The organism is Aeromonas sp. FL131 (assembly GCF_049860615.1).
Taxonomy (GTDB): Bacteria; Pseudomonadota; Gammaproteobacteria; order Enterobacterales; family Aeromonadaceae; genus Aeromonas; species Aeromonas hydrophila.
The window spans coordinates 623178-638381 of the sequence record NZ_CP187595.1; the positions used below are offsets into that span (position 1 = coordinate 623178).

The 15204-nt window shown below is 63.1% G+C and carries 15 protein-coding genes; 9 read left to right on the plus strand and 6 right to left on the minus strand.

Annotation, left to right across the window (positions count from 1 at the left end):
* Positions 1-59 precede the first annotated feature (59 nt).
* Positions 60-1037 (minus strand): ABC transporter substrate-binding protein, encoded by a 978-nt coding sequence (locus tag ACPW75_RS03025; protein WP_011705146.1) that lies wholly within the window; start codon positions 1035-1037, stop codon positions 60-62.
* Positions 1038-1479: 442 nt separating this feature from the next.
* Between ACPW75_RS03025 and nrdD the strand changes: the two genes are divergently transcribed.
* The 4 genes from nrdD to ACPW75_RS03045 all read left to right on the plus strand — a co-directional run bounded on the left by nrdD (position 1480) and on the right by ACPW75_RS03045 (position 4975).
* The gene (nrdD, locus tag ACPW75_RS03030; RefSeq protein ID WP_016349909.1) at positions 1480-3597 is read left to right on the plus strand and encodes an anaerobic ribonucleoside-triphosphate reductase; all 2118 of its coding nucleotides are present in this window, start codon (positions 1480-1482) and stop codon (positions 3595-3597) included.
* Between the two features lie 96 nt (positions 3598-3693).
* Complete coding sequence (nrdG, locus tag ACPW75_RS03035) at positions 3694-4203, plus strand: anaerobic ribonucleoside-triphosphate reductase-activating protein (RefSeq protein ID WP_077096223.1); 510 nt, start codon at positions 3694-3696, stop codon at positions 4201-4203.
* Positions 4204-4267: 64 nt separating this feature from the next.
* Positions 4268-4438 (plus strand): YqaE/Pmp3 family membrane protein, encoded by a 171-nt coding sequence (locus ACPW75_RS03040; protein ID WP_005303354.1) that lies wholly within the window; start codon positions 4268-4270, stop codon positions 4436-4438.
* Between the two features lie 144 nt (positions 4439-4582).
* Complete coding sequence (locus tag ACPW75_RS03045; RefSeq protein ID WP_077096222.1) at positions 4583-4975, plus strand: energy transducer TonB; 393 nt, start codon at positions 4583-4585, stop codon at positions 4973-4975.
* A gap of 31 nt (positions 4976-5006) precedes the next feature.
* Here ACPW75_RS03045 and ACPW75_RS03050 read toward each other — a convergent pair whose 3' ends face one another.
* The 5 genes from ACPW75_RS03050 to slyA form a co-directional block, all read right to left on the minus strand.
* On the minus strand, positions 5007-5366 hold the full coding sequence (locus tag ACPW75_RS03050; RefSeq protein ID WP_077096221.1) for an MliC family protein: 360 nt from the start codon (positions 5364-5366) through the stop codon (positions 5007-5009).
* 127 nt (positions 5367-5493) lie between these two features.
* Positions 5494-6255 (minus strand): substrate-binding periplasmic protein, encoded by a 762-nt coding sequence (locus ACPW75_RS03055; protein ID WP_029301550.1) that lies wholly within the window; start codon positions 6253-6255, stop codon positions 5494-5496.
* A 141-nt stretch (positions 6256-6396) separates the two neighbouring features.
* Positions 6397-7425 (minus strand): DUF2955 domain-containing protein, encoded by a 1029-nt coding sequence (locus ACPW75_RS03060; RefSeq protein ID WP_077096220.1) that lies wholly within the window; start codon positions 7423-7425, stop codon positions 6397-6399.
* Positions 7426-7435: 10 nt separating this feature from the next.
* Positions 7436-8491, minus strand: coding sequence for an HlyD family secretion protein (locus tag ACPW75_RS03065; protein ID WP_073349270.1), 1056 nt, complete (start codon positions 8489-8491; stop codon positions 7436-7438).
* Position 8492: 1 nt separating this feature from the next.
* Positions 8493-8966: a transcriptional regulator SlyA gene (gene slyA / locus ACPW75_RS03070; protein WP_077096219.1), complete on the minus strand. Its 474-nt coding sequence runs from the start codon at positions 8964-8966 to the stop codon at positions 8493-8495.
* A 319-nt stretch (positions 8967-9285) separates the two neighbouring features.
* On the opposite strand from slyA, the gene ACPW75_RS03075 reads away from it, so the two are divergent.
* The 5 genes from ACPW75_RS03075 to ACPW75_RS03095 all read left to right on the plus strand — a co-directional run bounded on the left by ACPW75_RS03075 (position 9286) and on the right by ACPW75_RS03095 (position 15173).
* Positions 9286-9477, plus strand: coding sequence for a hypothetical protein (locus ACPW75_RS03075; protein WP_073349272.1), 192 nt, complete (start codon positions 9286-9288; stop codon positions 9475-9477).
* A 544-nt stretch (positions 9478-10021) separates the two neighbouring features.
* Positions 10022-11329, plus strand: coding sequence for a 2-hydroxycarboxylate transporter family protein (locus tag ACPW75_RS03080; protein ID WP_077096218.1), 1308 nt, complete (start codon positions 10022-10024; stop codon positions 11327-11329).
* An 11-nt stretch (positions 11330-11340) separates the two neighbouring features.
* Positions 11341-12891: an NAD-dependent malic enzyme gene (locus tag ACPW75_RS03085; RefSeq protein ID WP_190283704.1), complete on the plus strand. Its 1551-nt coding sequence runs from the start codon at positions 11341-11343 to the stop codon at positions 12889-12891.
* Between the two features lie 17 nt (positions 12892-12908).
* Positions 12909-14477: an ATP-binding protein gene (locus ACPW75_RS03090; RefSeq protein ID WP_077096217.1), complete on the plus strand. Its 1569-nt coding sequence runs from the start codon at positions 12909-12911 to the stop codon at positions 14475-14477.
* A gap of 3 nt (positions 14478-14480) precedes the next feature.
* Positions 14481-15173: a response regulator gene (locus ACPW75_RS03095; protein ID WP_011705161.1), complete on the plus strand. Its 693-nt coding sequence runs from the start codon at positions 14481-14483 to the stop codon at positions 15171-15173.
* The last annotated feature ends 31 nt before the right edge of the window (positions 15174-15204 follow it).

A 15204-nucleotide genomic window follows, 5' to 3' on the forward strand; every position in this document is an offset into this window, starting at 1 on the left:
AAGAGAAACAAAGAACCCGGCATGGCCGGGTTCTTTGTTATGGGGGCGCTGATCAGCGCTCAATCGCGCCAGAGGATCTTGTAGCGCCACTTGTCGGGCAGGGTGAGCTGCCAGCGGGCCAGCTCGCTCTTGCTGAACACATACTCGCCACGCAGGGCGGCGCGCGGTGCCAGGGTTTTGGGCTGGGCACCCGCCAGGATGGCGTTGACCAGCTCGGCCGCCTTGGCCCCCTGATCACGGCCATCCAGCACCAGGCCACCGATGGCCTTGCCCTTGCCCACCGAAAATTCCCAGAAACAGAACAGCGGGACCGGGCTGTGGGCGCTGGTCCACTCCAGCAACCTGTTTTCATCCACATGGCGGCCCTGTTCGTCGCTGAGGGTGTGGTAGAGGCCGATGAAGATGGCTTCATAACCACTCTGCTTGGCATTGAGCACGGCCTCCTGCCACAGGCTGTAGTCACCAATGAGCTGGCTGTTGACCCGGGTTTGGCCGACCCGCAGCTCGGTCTGGGTCTTGAATTCATCCTCGATGGCGGTGAGCGCCACGTTGCTCGAGTCAAACAGCACCAGTGCCTTCTTGATCCCCCCCATCAGCTGGCTCATCTCGCTGATGTTGCGTTTGAGCAGGGGGCGCTCCAGCACGCCGGTGATCTTGGGGTGGCCGACCAGCCCCTTGTGGCGCGGGTTCTCGTTCATGCCGAGAAACACTACCGGGGTGCCGAGGGAGGCGATGTCGCTGGCCAGGTAGTTGATGGCGTTGTCATCACCGAGCACCACCAGATCCGGTTTCACCTGACGATAGTAGGCGAGCGCCTGCTCGGCTATCTGATCAAACTCCTCGGCGGGGCGGCGTTTGGTATCCATGTAGAAGTGGCTGATGTGGTGGTCGCCCTTGAGGTTGGCGGCCAGGCTGGCGTTGTAGCTCTGATCCCACAGGTATTCGGGGTGGTAGCTGCTGATCACCAGAATTTCGGCCGCCCACAACCGCAACGGGAGGGCACACAGCAGCAGTAGCAGCAATAGCGGGTTGGTCATGTCGCTTCCCATCGAACAAGAGGAGTTGTCATTCATTATGTCCATCTTGGTGCAAACCTGTCCCGGTCAATTACTGTCGGAAGGGAAATCTTTTTCCCTCTGGCCGGTATCGGGCGCCAGCCCGCATCAGGCTTGAATTGGGTCTTGTATGGGGCCGTTTGTGACTGGTCGGGAACTGCGCCACTCGCCTCAAAACCTGTTCTGGATCAAGAAATACGGTCACGCTTTGGTGCCTAATAGACACCACATATAGGGCTGCATTCGTTTTTAATCCCTATATGTTGTGTTATTAAGCTGTGTACAAGCTGTTCCCTTCTCATCGTCAGCCCTGGCTTGTCAAGCCTCGGCTGAATTTATTTGCGCCGAGGACGAGGCGTGGAGAAGGGGGCCAAACAAGGGTAAGCCGAGGGCGAGAGCCTGGCCTTTTTAACGGGGAAAATCCATGAAACCGGTTGTGATCAAACGTGATGGATGTCGCGCACCATTCAATGCCCAGCTGATTGCCGAGGCGGTGGGCCGAGCGGCAGAAGCGGTCAATCAGGCCAGTCCGGCGCTGGCCGAGCGCATTGCCGCCGCCGTCACCCAGGAGCTGGAAGGACGAGGGGAAGTGGACATCCACGAGATCCAGAACCGGGTCGAGAACCACCTGATGGCCTCCGACGACAAGGCCATCGCCCGTGCCTACATCGAATACCGTCACGACCGGGATCAGGCCCGCGAGGCGCGCGGCCGGCTGGCTCAGGAGATCCGCGGCCTGGTGGAGCAGACCAACGCGGCCCTGCTCAACGAGAACGCCAACAAGGATTCCAAGGTGATCCCGACCCAGCGTGACCTGCTGGCGGGCATCGTTGCCAAGCACTACGCCACCAGCCACATGCTGCCCCGCGATGTGGTACAGGCCCACGAGAGCGGCGATCTGCACTTCCACGATCTCGACTACTCCCCCTTCTTCCCCATGTTCAACTGCATGTTGATCGACCTGAAGGGGATGCTGACCCACGGCTTCAAGATGGGCAACGCGGAGATCGACACTCCCAAGTCCATCAGCACCGCCACCGCGGTCACGGCCCAGATCATCGCCCAGGTGGCGAGCCACATCTATGGCGGCACCACCATCAACCGCATCGACGAAGTGCTGGCCCCCTATGTGACCATCAGCTGGGAGAAGCACCGGGAAGTGGCGCTGGAGTGGGGCATCAGCGATGTGGATGCCTACGCCATGGCCCGCACCGAGAAGGAGTGTTACGACGCCTTCCAGTCACTGGAGTACGAGGTCAACACCCTGCACACCGCCAATGGTCAGACCCCGTTCGTCACCTTCGGCTTTGGCCTCGGCGACAGCTGGCAGTCACGCCTGATCCAGCGCGCCATCTTGAGCAACCGCATCGCCGGCCTTGGCAAGAACAAGAAGACCGCCGTGTTCCCGAAACTGGTGTTCGCCATCAAGGATGGCCTCAACCACAAACAGGGTGATCCCAACTACGACATCAAGCAGCTGGCGCTGGAGTGCGCCTCCAAGCGGATGTACCCGGACATCCTCAACTACGACCAGGTGGTCAAGGTGACCGGCTCCTTCAAGACTCCCATGGGCTGCCGCTCCTTCCTCGGTGCCTACGAGGAGCACGGCGAGCTGGTCCACGAAGGGCGCAACAACTTAGGTGTGGTGAGCCTCAACCTGCCGCGCATCGCCCTGAAATCCCGCGATGAAGCGGATTTCTGGGACAAGCTGGACGCCGCCTTGCGGGTAGCCAAGACCGCACTGATGTACCGCATCAAGCGCCTCGACGGGGTCAAGGCCCGGGTCGCGCCCATCCTCTACATGGAAGGGGCCTGCGGGGTACGCCTGAAGGCGGACGACAACGTCAGCGAGATCTTCAAGCACGGTCGCGCCTCCATTTCGCTTGGCTACATCGGGGTACACGAGACCATCAACGCCCTGTTTGGCGACCAGGTGCACCTGTTTGACAGCGCCGAACTGCAGCAGAAGGCCATCGCCATCATTGCGCGCCTCAAGGCGGCCACCGACGAGTGGAAGGAGGAGACCGGCTACGGTTTCAGCCTCTACTCCACCCCGAGCGAGAACCTCTGCTCCCGCTTCTGCCGCATCGACGCCAAGGAGTTTGGCGTGGTGGCGGGGGTGACCGACAAGGGCTACTACACCAACAGCTTCCACCTCGACGTGGAGAAGCAGGTCAACCCGTACGACAAGCTGGACTTCGAGGCGCCCTATCCGCCCATCGCCAGTGGCGGCTTCATCTGCTACGGCGAGTACCCCAACATCCAGCACAATCTGGAAGCGCTGGAGAACGTCTGGGACTACAGCTATGACAAGGTGCCCTACTACGGAACCAACACCCCCATCGACGAGTGCTACGACTGCGGCTTCACCGGTGAGTTCGAGTGCACCTCCAAGGGCTTCACCTGCCCGCGTTGCGGCAACCACGACCCGGCCAAGGTGTCGGTGACCCGCCGCGTCTGCGGTTACCTCGGCAGCCCGGATGCGCGCCCCTTCAATGCGGGCAAGCAGGAAGAGGTGAAGCGCCGCGTCAAACATATGTAAGTGCGGTAACGATGAAGCGCTGGCCCCTGTTGCAAGGGGCCATTTTCATGGGGTGGCGACCGTTTGCACACCCATGAAGGAGGCAGGAAACAAGCGATGCACTACCACCAATACTACCCGGTCGATGTGATCAACGGCCCCGGCACCCGCGCCACCCTGTTCGTCTCGGGCTGCGAACATCAGTGCCCCGGCTGCTACAACCAGAGCACCTGGCGGCTAGACGGCGGCAAGCCGTTTGACGAGGCGATGAGCGATCGCGTCATCGCGGATCTCAACGACACGCGCATCAAGCGGCGCGGACTGTCGCTCTCCGGCGGCGATCCACTCCACCCCGCCAACGTGCCTCAGGTGCTGGCGCTGGTGCGGCGGGTGCGCGCCGAGTGCCCCGGCAAGGACATCTGGTGCTGGACCGGCTATCTGCTTGGCGAGCTCAGCCCGGCCCAGCGCGAGCTGGTGGCCTTGCTGGACGTGCTGGTGGATGGCAAGTTCGAGAAGGGGCTGGCGGATCCCGGCCTGCTCTGGCGCGGCAGCAGCAATCAGGTCATCCACGACCTCAACGCCTGGCGGGAAGGGGGTGAGCGCATTCCCTGTCTGGTTTGCAGTTGAAGCCAGGGATGTTTATGGTTAGCCCATTGCCATCCCTGTGACATCGTTGACGAGGAAATCCGAGATGAACAATCTGCTCAAGATCCTGCTGGCCATCTTTCTGCCCCCGGTCTGTGCCTTTCTTCAGGTGGGCTTCAGCCTGCATTTTCTGATCAACATAGTGCTGACCCTGCTCGGTGGCCTGCCCGGCATGGTGCATGCGCTCTGGCTGGTGGTGAGCGACAAGCGCGGCTGACGCTGAGCCGCTTTGCCAAAAGCCACCACGATGGGGTTGGCTTTTTTTATGCTGCTCAAACGGGTTCCGATTGTTACAGTAATGGGCCGGCAACCCTGCCGGAGAGGGGTGACCCCTCTGATCGGACTCAACAAGGAGTGTTGAATGGGTTTGAAGGTCTTGCTGCTGGGCACTGTGTTCGGTCTGATGGGGGGCTGTGCCAGCCCCAGTCCCACCGTGAAACTGAACCAGCCGCCGCTGGAGGTGACCATGGCCGAGCTTGGCAAATACTGGGTGCAGGATGGCGAGGTGCCCCCGTTTGAACCGGTGGGCGGCGCGCCAGCCAAGCTGCCTGTCAAGGGCTATGTGGAGATCCGTTATCTCATCGACTCCAACGGCAATCTGTTCAGCCCAGAGATTGTGGCCTCGGAGCCGCCCGGGGTGCTGAACCTGATCGCCCTGTCGGGGCTGGCCAAGACCCGCTATCGCGTGTCGGAGCAGAACCCGCAGGCCATTCCGGTGCGAGTGGTGGGTCGCTACGAGATTGAAGTGGAGTAATGAGCAACCCCGGCCTGGCCGGGGTTGCTGTTTACTGCTGCTTGCAGTCGTTGTAGACGCTCTGCCACTCGCCATCCTTGTCGCGCATCTCGACAAAGCCTTCATCTCCCTTGTTCCACCAGATGGCCTCATGGTCGTCGGTGTAGCGGGCGCCGGAGGCGGAAACGCTCTGTGGCAGGGTGTAATCCTTGCCGTCTGGCAGCGCCAGCTTGACGAAGTTCAGGCTCTGATCGGAGAGGGCGAAGTAGCGTACCTGCACCCGTTGGCCCTGTTCACACAGATAGGTGACGGGATCGCCACCGGTCACGCTCAGGGTGCCGGCGCCGCGTTCGCAGCCGCTCAGCAGGGTCAGGCTCGCGATGCCCAGCAGCAGAAGGTTGGCGTGCTTCATGTTGATTCTCCATCGGTGTCATCCGGGCGTGATCCTAACAGCTTGCCAAAGGGGCGCAATGCGCCTCGACCCGGCTTGCGTCGATATGCGTCCATGGGCGTCAAAAGAAGCGCTAATGAGCCGCGGCTCAATGCAGGCCGAGTCTGGCCTCGAAGGCGCGCACCAGTGCCTCGTAGGTGCCGTTGTTGCGGATCTTCTGCAGCCCCTCCTCGAAGCGCTTGGCCATCGCCTCACCCTGAGGGTGGGCGCGAGAGAAGGCGAGCCAGAAACCGTCGGTGGAGATCTTGCCCACCTTGACCACCTTCCCGCTCAGCTGTTTTTGCTGGATCTTGAGGTAGCCCGGCATCTCGTTCATCAGGATGTAGTCGACCCGGCCGCGCACCAGCATCTCGATGATCTGGGCGTCGGACTTGGCCTGGAAGCGGGTGATCCTGGGGTTTTCCATGAAGTCGGTGGGGTAGGTGTAGCCAAGGGTGATGCCCACCGTCTTCTGTTCCAGCGAGGTGAGCTTGAGATCCCGGCGCGGTTCGCGGGCCAGGGCGAAGATGGCGAGATCCTCCTCGAACATGGGGGTCTCGTGCCAGAAGTACTGGTAGCGGTTCTCCTCGGTGATGGTGGCATCGAAGCAGCCGAGCACCTTGTCGCTGCGTGCCTCGTACATGCAGCGGGCGAAGGGGATGGTACGAAACTCGACGTCGACTCCCTCGGCGGCAAAGGCCGCCTTCACCAGCTCGGGGGCCAACCCCTGCGGTTGGCCGCTCTGCTTGTCGAGGGCGCAGTAGGGGGCCCAGTCATCCTCGGCGGCAATGAGCACCTGCTCTGCCCGGGCACAGGTCATCCCCAGCAGCAGAGTGATTGCCAACCAGTGGATGTATGCTGCTCGTGCCATGGTCTCTCTCCTGTTGCCGACTGCCCTAGCAAGCATAGTTGCTGGGGCTGGCCGCAGGTGCCGCCAAACGGAAGGCAAAAAAACGCCCCGGTAGGCATAGCGGGGCGAAAGGCAGCACATCCTTGAGCTAACAACAGGGGGTCAATAACCGAACCGAGTGGCCTCGAAGCGGTTAAGCAGTCGGTGGATGAGGTAACAGGCCAGCAGGGTGGCGACGATGGCAAACAAGATGCTGCTGACCCGGTAGAGGGCGCTGAACACCAGATCGTTGCCCGGCGTCAGGTATTGGCCGAACAGGATGCCGAGGGTGGTGAGGGCACCGAAGCCGACCCCGGAACCGCTCGCCTCCTTCACATGGGCATGGCTGAACAGCATGGCGCCAAGCCAGAGCATGGGGGCGACCAGCAACAGCAGTCCCGACCAGTCGTAGAGCACCAGCTGGCTGACCAGGCCGAAGCTCACCCCGAGCAGGGTGCCCATGGCCCGTTTGCGGGCATAGCTCAGGGCGCCGTCCCAGTGCATGGGGAAGAGCACCAGCAGGGTCGTGGCCTGGGCCGACATGGAGTCCCGCAGATCGAAGATCTGGAACACCATGAAGGAGAGGGTGGCGATGCTGGCGCCAAGCAGCGCCTCGTGCCGCATCCGGTGCGGTGCCTTGGGGGAGGGGGCCGGTTTGGGGCGCTCCTCCACGTCCGGGATCAATGCCGTCATCAGGTAGGCGATGAGCACCGACAGCACGCTGGCCCACAGGTTGCTGAAGATGAGGTCGTTGAGATCGGTCTGCGGGTAGCTGGCAAAGTGCAGCATGATGCTGAGACTCAACACCCCGTTGGCACCGAACAGGAACAGGCTGCCCTGCGACATGGCGGCGAAGCGGTAGAGAAACAGCAGGAAGGCGATGGGAACCATCAGACCGGGATGGCCGCCAAACAGCCCCCCCAGCAGCCCCACTTCCAGCCCGCAGACCACGGCGGCGGCGATCAGCTGGCGGGCGGCATGGCCGTTCATCACCGGCACCATGCCCAGCAGCAGCACCGGCGTGACGGTGTAGAAGACGCCGTAGTTCCAGCCAAACAGCTTGCAGAGCAGAAAGCCGGTGGTGCTGCCAAAGGCGATGCGCAGGCATTGGCGCAGTTCGTTGGCGGTGAGGGGCCTGTGCCACAAAGTCATTGCCGTCACCTCAGTAGATGTAGTGCAGCAGGCTGAGCAGGCGGATCTGGGCGCGGGCCAGCAGTCCGGTCAGGGCGTTGTCGGGCAGCAGCTGCACGGTGGCGCGGGCACCGGCCGGCAGATGGGCGGGCAGCTGTTCCAGCGCCAGGTGCAGGCGCAGACGCTGGGCGTCGCGCACCCAGCGATCCGACTCGGTGGGGCTGGCCAAGAGGCCGTTGGCATCGAACTGGCCGGCGCTGACCCCGGCATCCAGGCTGGTGACCCGGGCCTGATAGAGGCGACCCGGCTCACCATCGAAGGCGACCAGTGCCTGGCTGTCCTGATTGACGTGACGGAGGCTCTTCTCGCGAAAATCGGCGATCACGTCCACCTGCTCGGAGACCAGCGCCAGCAGCGGTGCACCCGCCGCGGCGAAGCTGCCCGGCTTGAGCTGCAGGTTGGTGATGATGCCGTCCTGGCTGGCGTGAACCCGGCTGTAGGCGAGGTTGAGCTCGGCCTGGGCGAGACGGTTGCGGGCCTGGCGCAGCAGCAGGTTGTCATCGCCGGGCAGACCACGGTTGACCCGGGCCTGGGTCATGCGGGCCTTGCTGGCCAGCAGGTTGGCCTGGGCGGTGCGAAACGCGCTGTCGGCGTCATCCTTCTGCTGTTCGGAGACCATGTGGCGGCGATAGAGGGCGTCGATGCGCTCGGCCTCCCGCAGCTTGAGGGCAGCCTGGGTCTGCAGCGAACTGAAGTCGGCGCTGGCGGCATTGAGGGTGGCATCGAGCTGGCGATTCTGCTGCTCGGCCTGGGCCAGGGCGAGGCGGGCCTGCTCCACCGCGAGTTCAAAGGGGGCGGGATCGAGCACGAACAGCAGGTCGCCCTGCTTGACGTGCTGGTTGTTGCCGACGGCCACCTCGACCACCTTGCCGCTGACCTGGGGCGCCATCTTGGTCACGACGCGGGTCGCCATGGCTTGCGGGGTGAGCGGCATCTTGAGGTCGGCCAGCAGGAAGTAGGCAAACACCAGTACGAAGGCGCCCATGGCCCATTTTATCCAGCGCTTGAATTGTTGATCCGGGGTCATTTCACTCTCTCTCTTCACTCTGTGCACCTATCTTGCCGAGGGCATTGGCACAGATGCGGTGCACGATATCTTCAAACTGTTCCAGCTCCCGCTGGCTGATGCCGGCGAGCAGCTCCCGGCGTATCTCCATGATGCGATCTTCAATCTGGTCGAGCAGCGCCTTGCCGGCCGGGGTCAGGGTGACGATGCGGACCCGCTTGTCCTGACTGCAGCAGTGGCGCTCCACCAGCCCCTGCTCTTCCAGCTGGCCCAGGGTGCGCATCAGGGAGGGCAGTTCGATCTCCAGCGCTTCGGCCAGGGTCTTCTGGCTGAGGTGGCCACCGAGCCGGCTCAGCTTCCACAATGCCGTCCAGCGGGGGTGGGTGAGGCCGAGGGGGGCCAGTTCGAGATCGGCCACGGTGCGCCACAGCCGATGCAGTCGGCCGACCCGCTCGGCGAGGGACAGCTCGCGCAGCATTTCCAGATCCTTCATCATGAGGCTCTCCATTTACTTAGCTTGCTAAGCATTGTAGTTGTTTAGCAGGCTAAGTAAATAGTGTGATCGCGATCTTGTTTATGAAAATTGGAGGTAGGTTTCTTGTGGAGCTTGCTTGTTGGGTTTGAACGTCCTGTTGGCAGCCACCCGTGTCTGCCGCGAGCCAATTTGGGTGAATCATTCCCGCCATGGGCCGGTGAAATAACCAAATCATCTCACCAATCCGTGCTGAAAATAGCCTTGGAATAGCCATGGCCGATCATGTTGGTGGCAGAAAAATATTATCTGAATTCGGCAGGCTGCTTTTTATCCACTAATATTGATGGGTCAGCTAAACAGGGAGACGATAGCTGTGGAACGATATGAATCGGGTGACCCCCATTTCTCCATCGAGAGCCTGTTGGTGGAGGTGGAATATGTTGCCGATGGCCATTATGGGCTCAGCCTGGAAAGTACCGAAACCTGTCATGAATTTGACCCTGCCAATATTCCACTGTTATTAGCCGAATAGTTTTTCGGTTGGTGTCATGAGGCCGTTATCATCATCTGACGGTCTGTTGCAGGGCCCGCTTGTATCGGCTCAAACGCTCCCTGAGGCAGGCACGGCCTGCCTGGGCAGATCATCCTTGTGGGCCTCGGCGTGATCGCACGCCCACAATCTTCCAGTTGTCTCTTCCGGTCTGCGGCGGTTTATCTGATTGGGATTTACCGATCTTGAGATCGCCACTCAATCCTTGCTTGTGATCTGTCGAAATAGCATGGAGCGGGGCAAGCATGGTTTCCCATTATTGAGAAAGTATGCCGCCCATTATTTAATCGTTATTTGATAATGGCCCCATCAAGAGCCTGCTGGCATTGAGGGATGAGTGCCCACCGGTTTGATTGGCGCGGCACAATAGTGCGTCCGAATAATGCCAATGACAGGTCGGACGGCATCCTCTGCCAGCCATAACGTTTAAGAATTTAATGTTTTTATATGCCTTTGCAGACAGGCTAACCGACAGGGGCGAGAGAGATGGCTAGAGTGGCGCCACACCACACGCTGGAGCATAACAATGAAAAACCTCTCTACCCCACAGACCCGGATCGCGCTGTTTGGCGACCGACAGATTGCCGGCATGCCCATGATGATCTTCCTCGGGCTTGCCACCTGCGTACTCTTCTCGGGCTGGAACGGCTCTCTGCCACTCGGCATGGTCGGTGCGCTGGCATTGATGTTCGTGCTCGGCACCCTGCTGACCGAGCTGGGGGAGCGCATCACCCCCATCCGTGAATACCTGGGGGGCGGCACCATACTCGCCATCTTCGGCGGCGCCGCCCTGTTTGAATACCGGATCCTGCCCGTCGAGGCGGGCCAGGTGATCATCGGCTTCATGAAGGAGGGGGGCTTTCTCAACTTCTTCATCGCCAGCCTGGTAACCGGCTCGGTGTTCGGCATGAGCGGCGCCCTGCTGAAAAACGCCGCCATGCGCTACTTGCCGGTGATCCTGGGGGGCGTCGCGCTGGCGCTGCTCAGCGTCGGTATGGTGGGCGCCCTGATGGGCTATGGCTTCAAGAATGCGGTGCTGCTGATCGGTCTGCCCATCATGGGCGGCGGCATGGGGGCCGGCGCCGTGCCGCTGGTGGAGATCCTCTCCGGGCCGCTGCAGATGTCGAGCGCCGATCTGCTGTCGCGCATGGTGCCGGCGGTGGTGATCGCCAACACCCTGGCGATCCTGGTGGGGACCTTGCTGGCCCGCCTCGGTCGCCGCTACCCCTCCCTGACCGGCAACGGCAAGCTGATGATAAAAGAGAGTGCTGCTGGCGTGGCCGAAGAGAAGGTGCAGGCGCCGACCCTGGAGAGCCTGGGCCTCGGGCTCTTCATCAGCTCCAGCATGTTCGTGCTGGGCTCATTGCTCGGCAACTTCATCCCCATGCACCCATTCGCCCTGATGATCCTGGCGGTGGCCGTCATCAAGGTGAGCGGCCTGCTGCCCCGTCGTTACGAGCAGGCGGCGGCCGACTGGTATCAGTTCGTGGTCAGCAACCTGACCCCCTCCCTGCTGGTGGGGATCGGTGTCGCCTACACCAGCATCCCCGAGCTCATCAGCGCCTTCTCGGTCAGCTACTTCGTGCTGGTGCTGGTGACCGTGGTCGGCGGTGCCCTGGGGGCGGCGCTGGTGGGGCGGATGATCGGCTTCTACCCCATCGAGGCAGCCATCACCGGCGGTCTGTGCATGGCCAACATGGGAGGCACCGGCGACGTGGCCGTGCTCTCGGCGGCCCAGCGTATGACGCTGATGCCGTTTGCCCAGATCTCTTCTCGTCTCGGGGGGGCCGTCATGCTGATCCTGGCCACCCTGCTCATTTCGCTGCTGGCATAAGGAACAAGATAATGAACGACATCATGATGGGCACCAGCCTGCCCTATGCCGAACGTAAGCGACAGGGACTGATGGGGCGCATGCCTCACAAGGAGGAGTCGCTGGCCCAGCAGCGGCGCCGCATCTACCGGCTGGTTTCGGCCATGCAGAGCCCGTTTGATCAGCACCTGCTGCTGCGCCAGCTGCAGGAGGACAACCCGGTACTGTTTTACGAGCTGGTGCGCCACCATCTGCCGGAGCTGTTGCCCATCATCTACACCCCGGTGGTGGGAGAGGCGTGTCAGCGCCACAGCGACCTTTATCTGCGCAGCCACGGCCTCTATCTCTCCTGGCACGATCGGGACGAGCTGGATGACATTTTTGCGGCGGTGGAGCAGGAGGTGGACGTCATCGTCATCTCCGACGGCGAGCGGGTGCTGGGGCTCGGCGATCTCGGCATCGGCGGCATGGGGATCTGCATCGGCAAGCTGGCGCTCTACTCCGCCGCCGGCGGCATCAACCCGGCGCGCACCCTGCCGCTGTGCGTGGATGTGGGCACCAACAACCCCGAGCTGCTGGAAGATGACTCCTACCTTGGCTGGCAGGCGCCGCGGGTGGATGGCGAGCCTTACTACCAGTTCATGGACAAGGTGGTGGCCGCCATTCGTAAACGCTGGCCCGAGGTGGTGCTGCAGTTTGAAGACTTTGCCGGCAAGCATGCCGCCAATTTGCTGGCCCGCTACCGCGATGAGCTCTGCATGTTCAACGACGACATCCAGGGCACGGCGGCGGTGGCATCGGCCTGCGTGCTGGCGGGACTGCAGCAGGCGGGCAGTGTGCTTGCCGAGACCCCGGTGCTGATCGTCGGGGCTGGTTCAGCCGGCTGCGGCATCGCCGCCATGCTGGCCCAACTGGCGGGCAGCACGGCGCGGGTGCAACTGTTCGATCAGGATGGCCTGGTCTGCCAGGACCGTGCCGGGCTCACCCCGGCCCAGCAGCCGTTCGCCCGCCCGGCGGCGGAGGCGTGCCACTCCTTGGTTGCGCTCATCGAGCGGCTGCGCCCCGGGGTGCTGATCGGGGTGAGCGGTCAGGGCGGCTTGTTTGACGAGGCGGTGCTGACGGCCATGGGGGAGGTGTGCGAGCGGCCGGTGATCCTGCCGCTCTCCAACCCCACCCGCAGCGCCGAGGCGACCCCAGCCCTGGTGTGGCAGGCTACCGGCGGGCGCGCTCTGCTCGCCACCGGCAGCCCCTTCCCGCCGGTGACAGTGGACGGGGCGCCGCGAGTTGTCTCCCAGTGCAACAATGTCTATGTGTTCCCGGGTATCGGCCTCGGTGCCTGCGCGGTCAAGGCGCGGCGCATCAGCGACGGCATGTTGCGGGCGGCGGTGCAGGCGGTGGGCGCCTATCCACTGGCCGAAGGGCGGCTGCTGCCCCCTATCGAGCAGGTGGGGGAGGTGGCCCGCGCCGTGGCGAGGGCGGTGGCACTGTGTGCCCGTGCCGAGGGGCTGGCGGATTTTGCCGGTGATCCCGCACCTTTGATTGACCAGACCTGGTGGCGCCCGCACTATTGGTCCGCGTCCTGATGTTGCAAGGCTAATCGATGAAACTGCGTCACCAACTGGTCACCCTCTCCCTGGGCCTGTCACTGCTCCTGATCGTCATCCTGGGCAGCCTGCTGGCGCTTTTTATCCGCCACCTGCTGGAAGTGAACCTGGAGGAGAAGGGGGGGGATCTGGCGCGAGTGCTGGCGGCGGACCAGCGGGTGGTACAGGCGCTGGAGTGGGGGAGCGATCCGGGTCTGCGCGACTATGTGCAGGGGATCTGCAGCCGCACCGATGCCGCCTACATGGTGGTGACCGACGAGCATGCCCGCCGGCTGAGCCACCCTTCCCCGGAGCTGGTGGGCGGCCTGTTTCGTGGCGAGGATATCTGGCCCTCCCTCAACGAGCGCAGCAGTTACTGCTCCAAGGACGTGGGTACCCTGGGGCCGGCCATTCGCTGCTTCGCCCCGGTGATCGGGGCGGACGGGCGCGCCATCGGCGCCGTGGTGGTGGGCTATCTGATGCAGACGGTGGAGGGTATCTATCTGGATCGGATCGCCCTGCTCATCAGCGCCATCGGCGCCGTGCTGGGCTGCGGCCTGCTGCTGGCGCTCTGGATCCAGCATCGGCTGCGCCGCACCCTGCTGGATCTGGAGCCGGAGACCATCGTCAACCGCTTCGTGCTGCAGGAGCTGGTGCTGGAGCACATCTCGGAGGGGGTGATCGCCCTCGACAGCCACGGCCACATCCGCATGCTCAACAGCGCCGCGTTTTACCAGCTGCGCCTGCCCGGCACCGGTCGCCACTCCCTGCTTGGCCAGCCGCTGGCGGAGCTGTCGCCGCCGCTCGCCCCCGCCCTGACCCAGCTCGAGACCGAGCTCGGCTTCACCGTGCACGGCGAGTCGTTCATCGGGCGCTGGCAGGCGGTGGAGGGCAAGATCCCCGGTCGGCTGCTGATCTTCAGCCGCCCCGAGGTGACCGGCAGCCTCGGCATGCAGGTGACTCACCTGCGCCAGTATGCCGAGATGCTGCGGATGCAGACCCACGAGTTCGCCAACAAGCTCAGCAGCCTCTCCGGCCTGCTGCAGCTGGGCCACGTGGATCAGGCGGTGGAGCTCATCCAGCAGGAGAGCGAGGCGTGCCAGACCATGCTGCACGATCTGCTGCGGGCCATCGAGGACAAGCCGGTGGCCGGGCTCATCCTCGGCAAGTTCAGCCGGGCTCGCGAGCTCGGGGTGGAGCTGGTGCTGGATCCCGATTCGGCGCTGGGCGAGTACCCGGCAGCGGTGTCGGCGGATCTCATCACCCTCATCGGCAACCTGCTGGACAACGGCATCCGCGCCGCCTGGGCCCGGCGCAAGCAGTGCCCGCCACGGGTGCTCATCTCCCTCAACGACTTCGGGCGCCGGCTGGTGATCGAGGTGGAGGACAGCGGTGAGGGGGTGGACGAGGCGCTGGCGGACCATCTGTTTGATTACGGCATCAGCCGCCAGACCGGCGATCACGGTGTCGGCCTGTTCCTGGTCAAGGAGACGGTGGCCAGGCGAGGGGGTGTGATAGAATGGCGCCGCACCGCCGAACAGACGACTCTGTTCGGTATCTACTTGAATAAAAACCAATTGGTGTGATCTATGGAGCCCATTTTCACTCTGGTGATCGAGGATGACGAACGGATAGGATCCATTCTGGCCGAGCTGGTCTCCTCTACCCCCGGATTTTCCCTGCTGGGTCGGGCCGAGAGCCTGACCCAGGCCGATCTCATGATGCGCGCGGCCCAGCCACAACTGCTGCTGGTGGACATCTCGCTGCCTGACGGCTCAGGTCTCGAGTGGGTGAACCGGCTGCGCAGCCACAACCGCGAAGCCTACGTCATCATGGTGACCGCCTCCTGCGATGTGGAGACCATCCAGCAGGCCCTCAATCAGGGGGTGCAGGATTACATCATCAAACCGCTGCGGCTGTTTCGCATCCAGCAGAGCCTGGACGAGATCCTCACCCTGCACCGGCGCATCTGCGAACGCGGTTCCCTCGAGCAGAGCGACCTGGACCGGCTGATGGGCAAGGTGAGGCCCCAGGGGCGCGAGGTGCGCGACACCCCCAAGGGGATCGACGCCATCACCCTGCGCCAGGTGCTGGAGCTGCTGGCGGGCGAGCCGGACAGCGCCTTCTCCACCGACACGGTGGCGCTGCGCCTGTCCCTCAGCCGCACCACGGCGCGCCGCTATCTGGAGTATCTGGAGTCGGAGGACCGGGTGGACGTGGATCTCAACTACGGCCAGCGCGGCCGACCCGAGCGCCGCTACCACTGGCGGCGGGGCAGTTGAGCCGCATCTGTCATCATGGCTCTTCCAAAAA

Bases quoted from the DNA above. Each gene is read 5' to 3' on its own strand.
- ACPW75_RS03025 (WP_011705146.1), bottom strand. From the start codon at position 1,037: ATGACCAACCCGCTATTGCTGCTACTGCTGCTGTGTGCCCTCCCGTTG.
- nrdD (WP_016349909.1), top strand. From the start codon at position 1,480: ATGAAACCGGTTGTGATCAAACGTGATGGATGTCGCGCACCATTCAAT.
- nrdG (WP_077096223.1), top strand. From the start codon at position 3,694: ATGCACTACCACCAATACTACCCGGTCGATGTGATCAACGGCCCCGGC.
- ACPW75_RS03040 (WP_005303354.1), top strand. From the start codon at position 4,268: ATGAACAATCTGCTCAAGATCCTGCTGGCCATCTTTCTGCCCCCGGTC.
- ACPW75_RS03045 (WP_077096222.1), top strand. From the start codon at position 4,583: ATGGGTTTGAAGGTCTTGCTGCTGGGCACTGTGTTCGGTCTGATGGGG.
- ACPW75_RS03050 (WP_077096221.1), bottom strand. From the start codon at position 5,366: ATGAAGCACGCCAACCTTCTGCTGCTGGGCATCGCGAGCCTGACCCTG.
- ACPW75_RS03055 (WP_029301550.1), bottom strand. From the start codon at position 6,255: ATGGCACGAGCAGCATACATCCACTGGTTGGCAATCACTCTGCTGCTG.
- ACPW75_RS03060 (WP_077096220.1), bottom strand. From the start codon at position 7,425: ATGACTTTGTGGCACAGGCCCCTCACCGCCAACGAACTGCGCCAATGC.
- ACPW75_RS03065 (WP_073349270.1), bottom strand. From the start codon at position 8,491: ATGACCCCGGATCAACAATTCAAGCGCTGGATAAAATGGGCCATGGGC.
- slyA (WP_077096219.1), bottom strand. From the start codon at position 8,966: ATGATGAAGGATCTGGAAATGCTGCGCGAGCTGTCCCTCGCCGAGCGG.
- ACPW75_RS03080 (WP_077096218.1), top strand. From the start codon at position 10,022: ATGAAAAACCTCTCTACCCCACAGACCCGGATCGCGCTGTTTGGCGAC.
- ACPW75_RS03085 (WP_190283704.1), top strand. From the start codon at position 11,341: ATGAACGACATCATGATGGGCACCAGCCTGCCCTATGCCGAACGTAAG.
- ACPW75_RS03090 (WP_077096217.1), top strand. From the start codon at position 12,909: ATGAAACTGCGTCACCAACTGGTCACCCTCTCCCTGGGCCTGTCACTG.
- ACPW75_RS03095 (WP_011705161.1), top strand. From the start codon at position 14,481: ATGGAGCCCATTTTCACTCTGGTGATCGAGGATGACGAACGGATAGGA.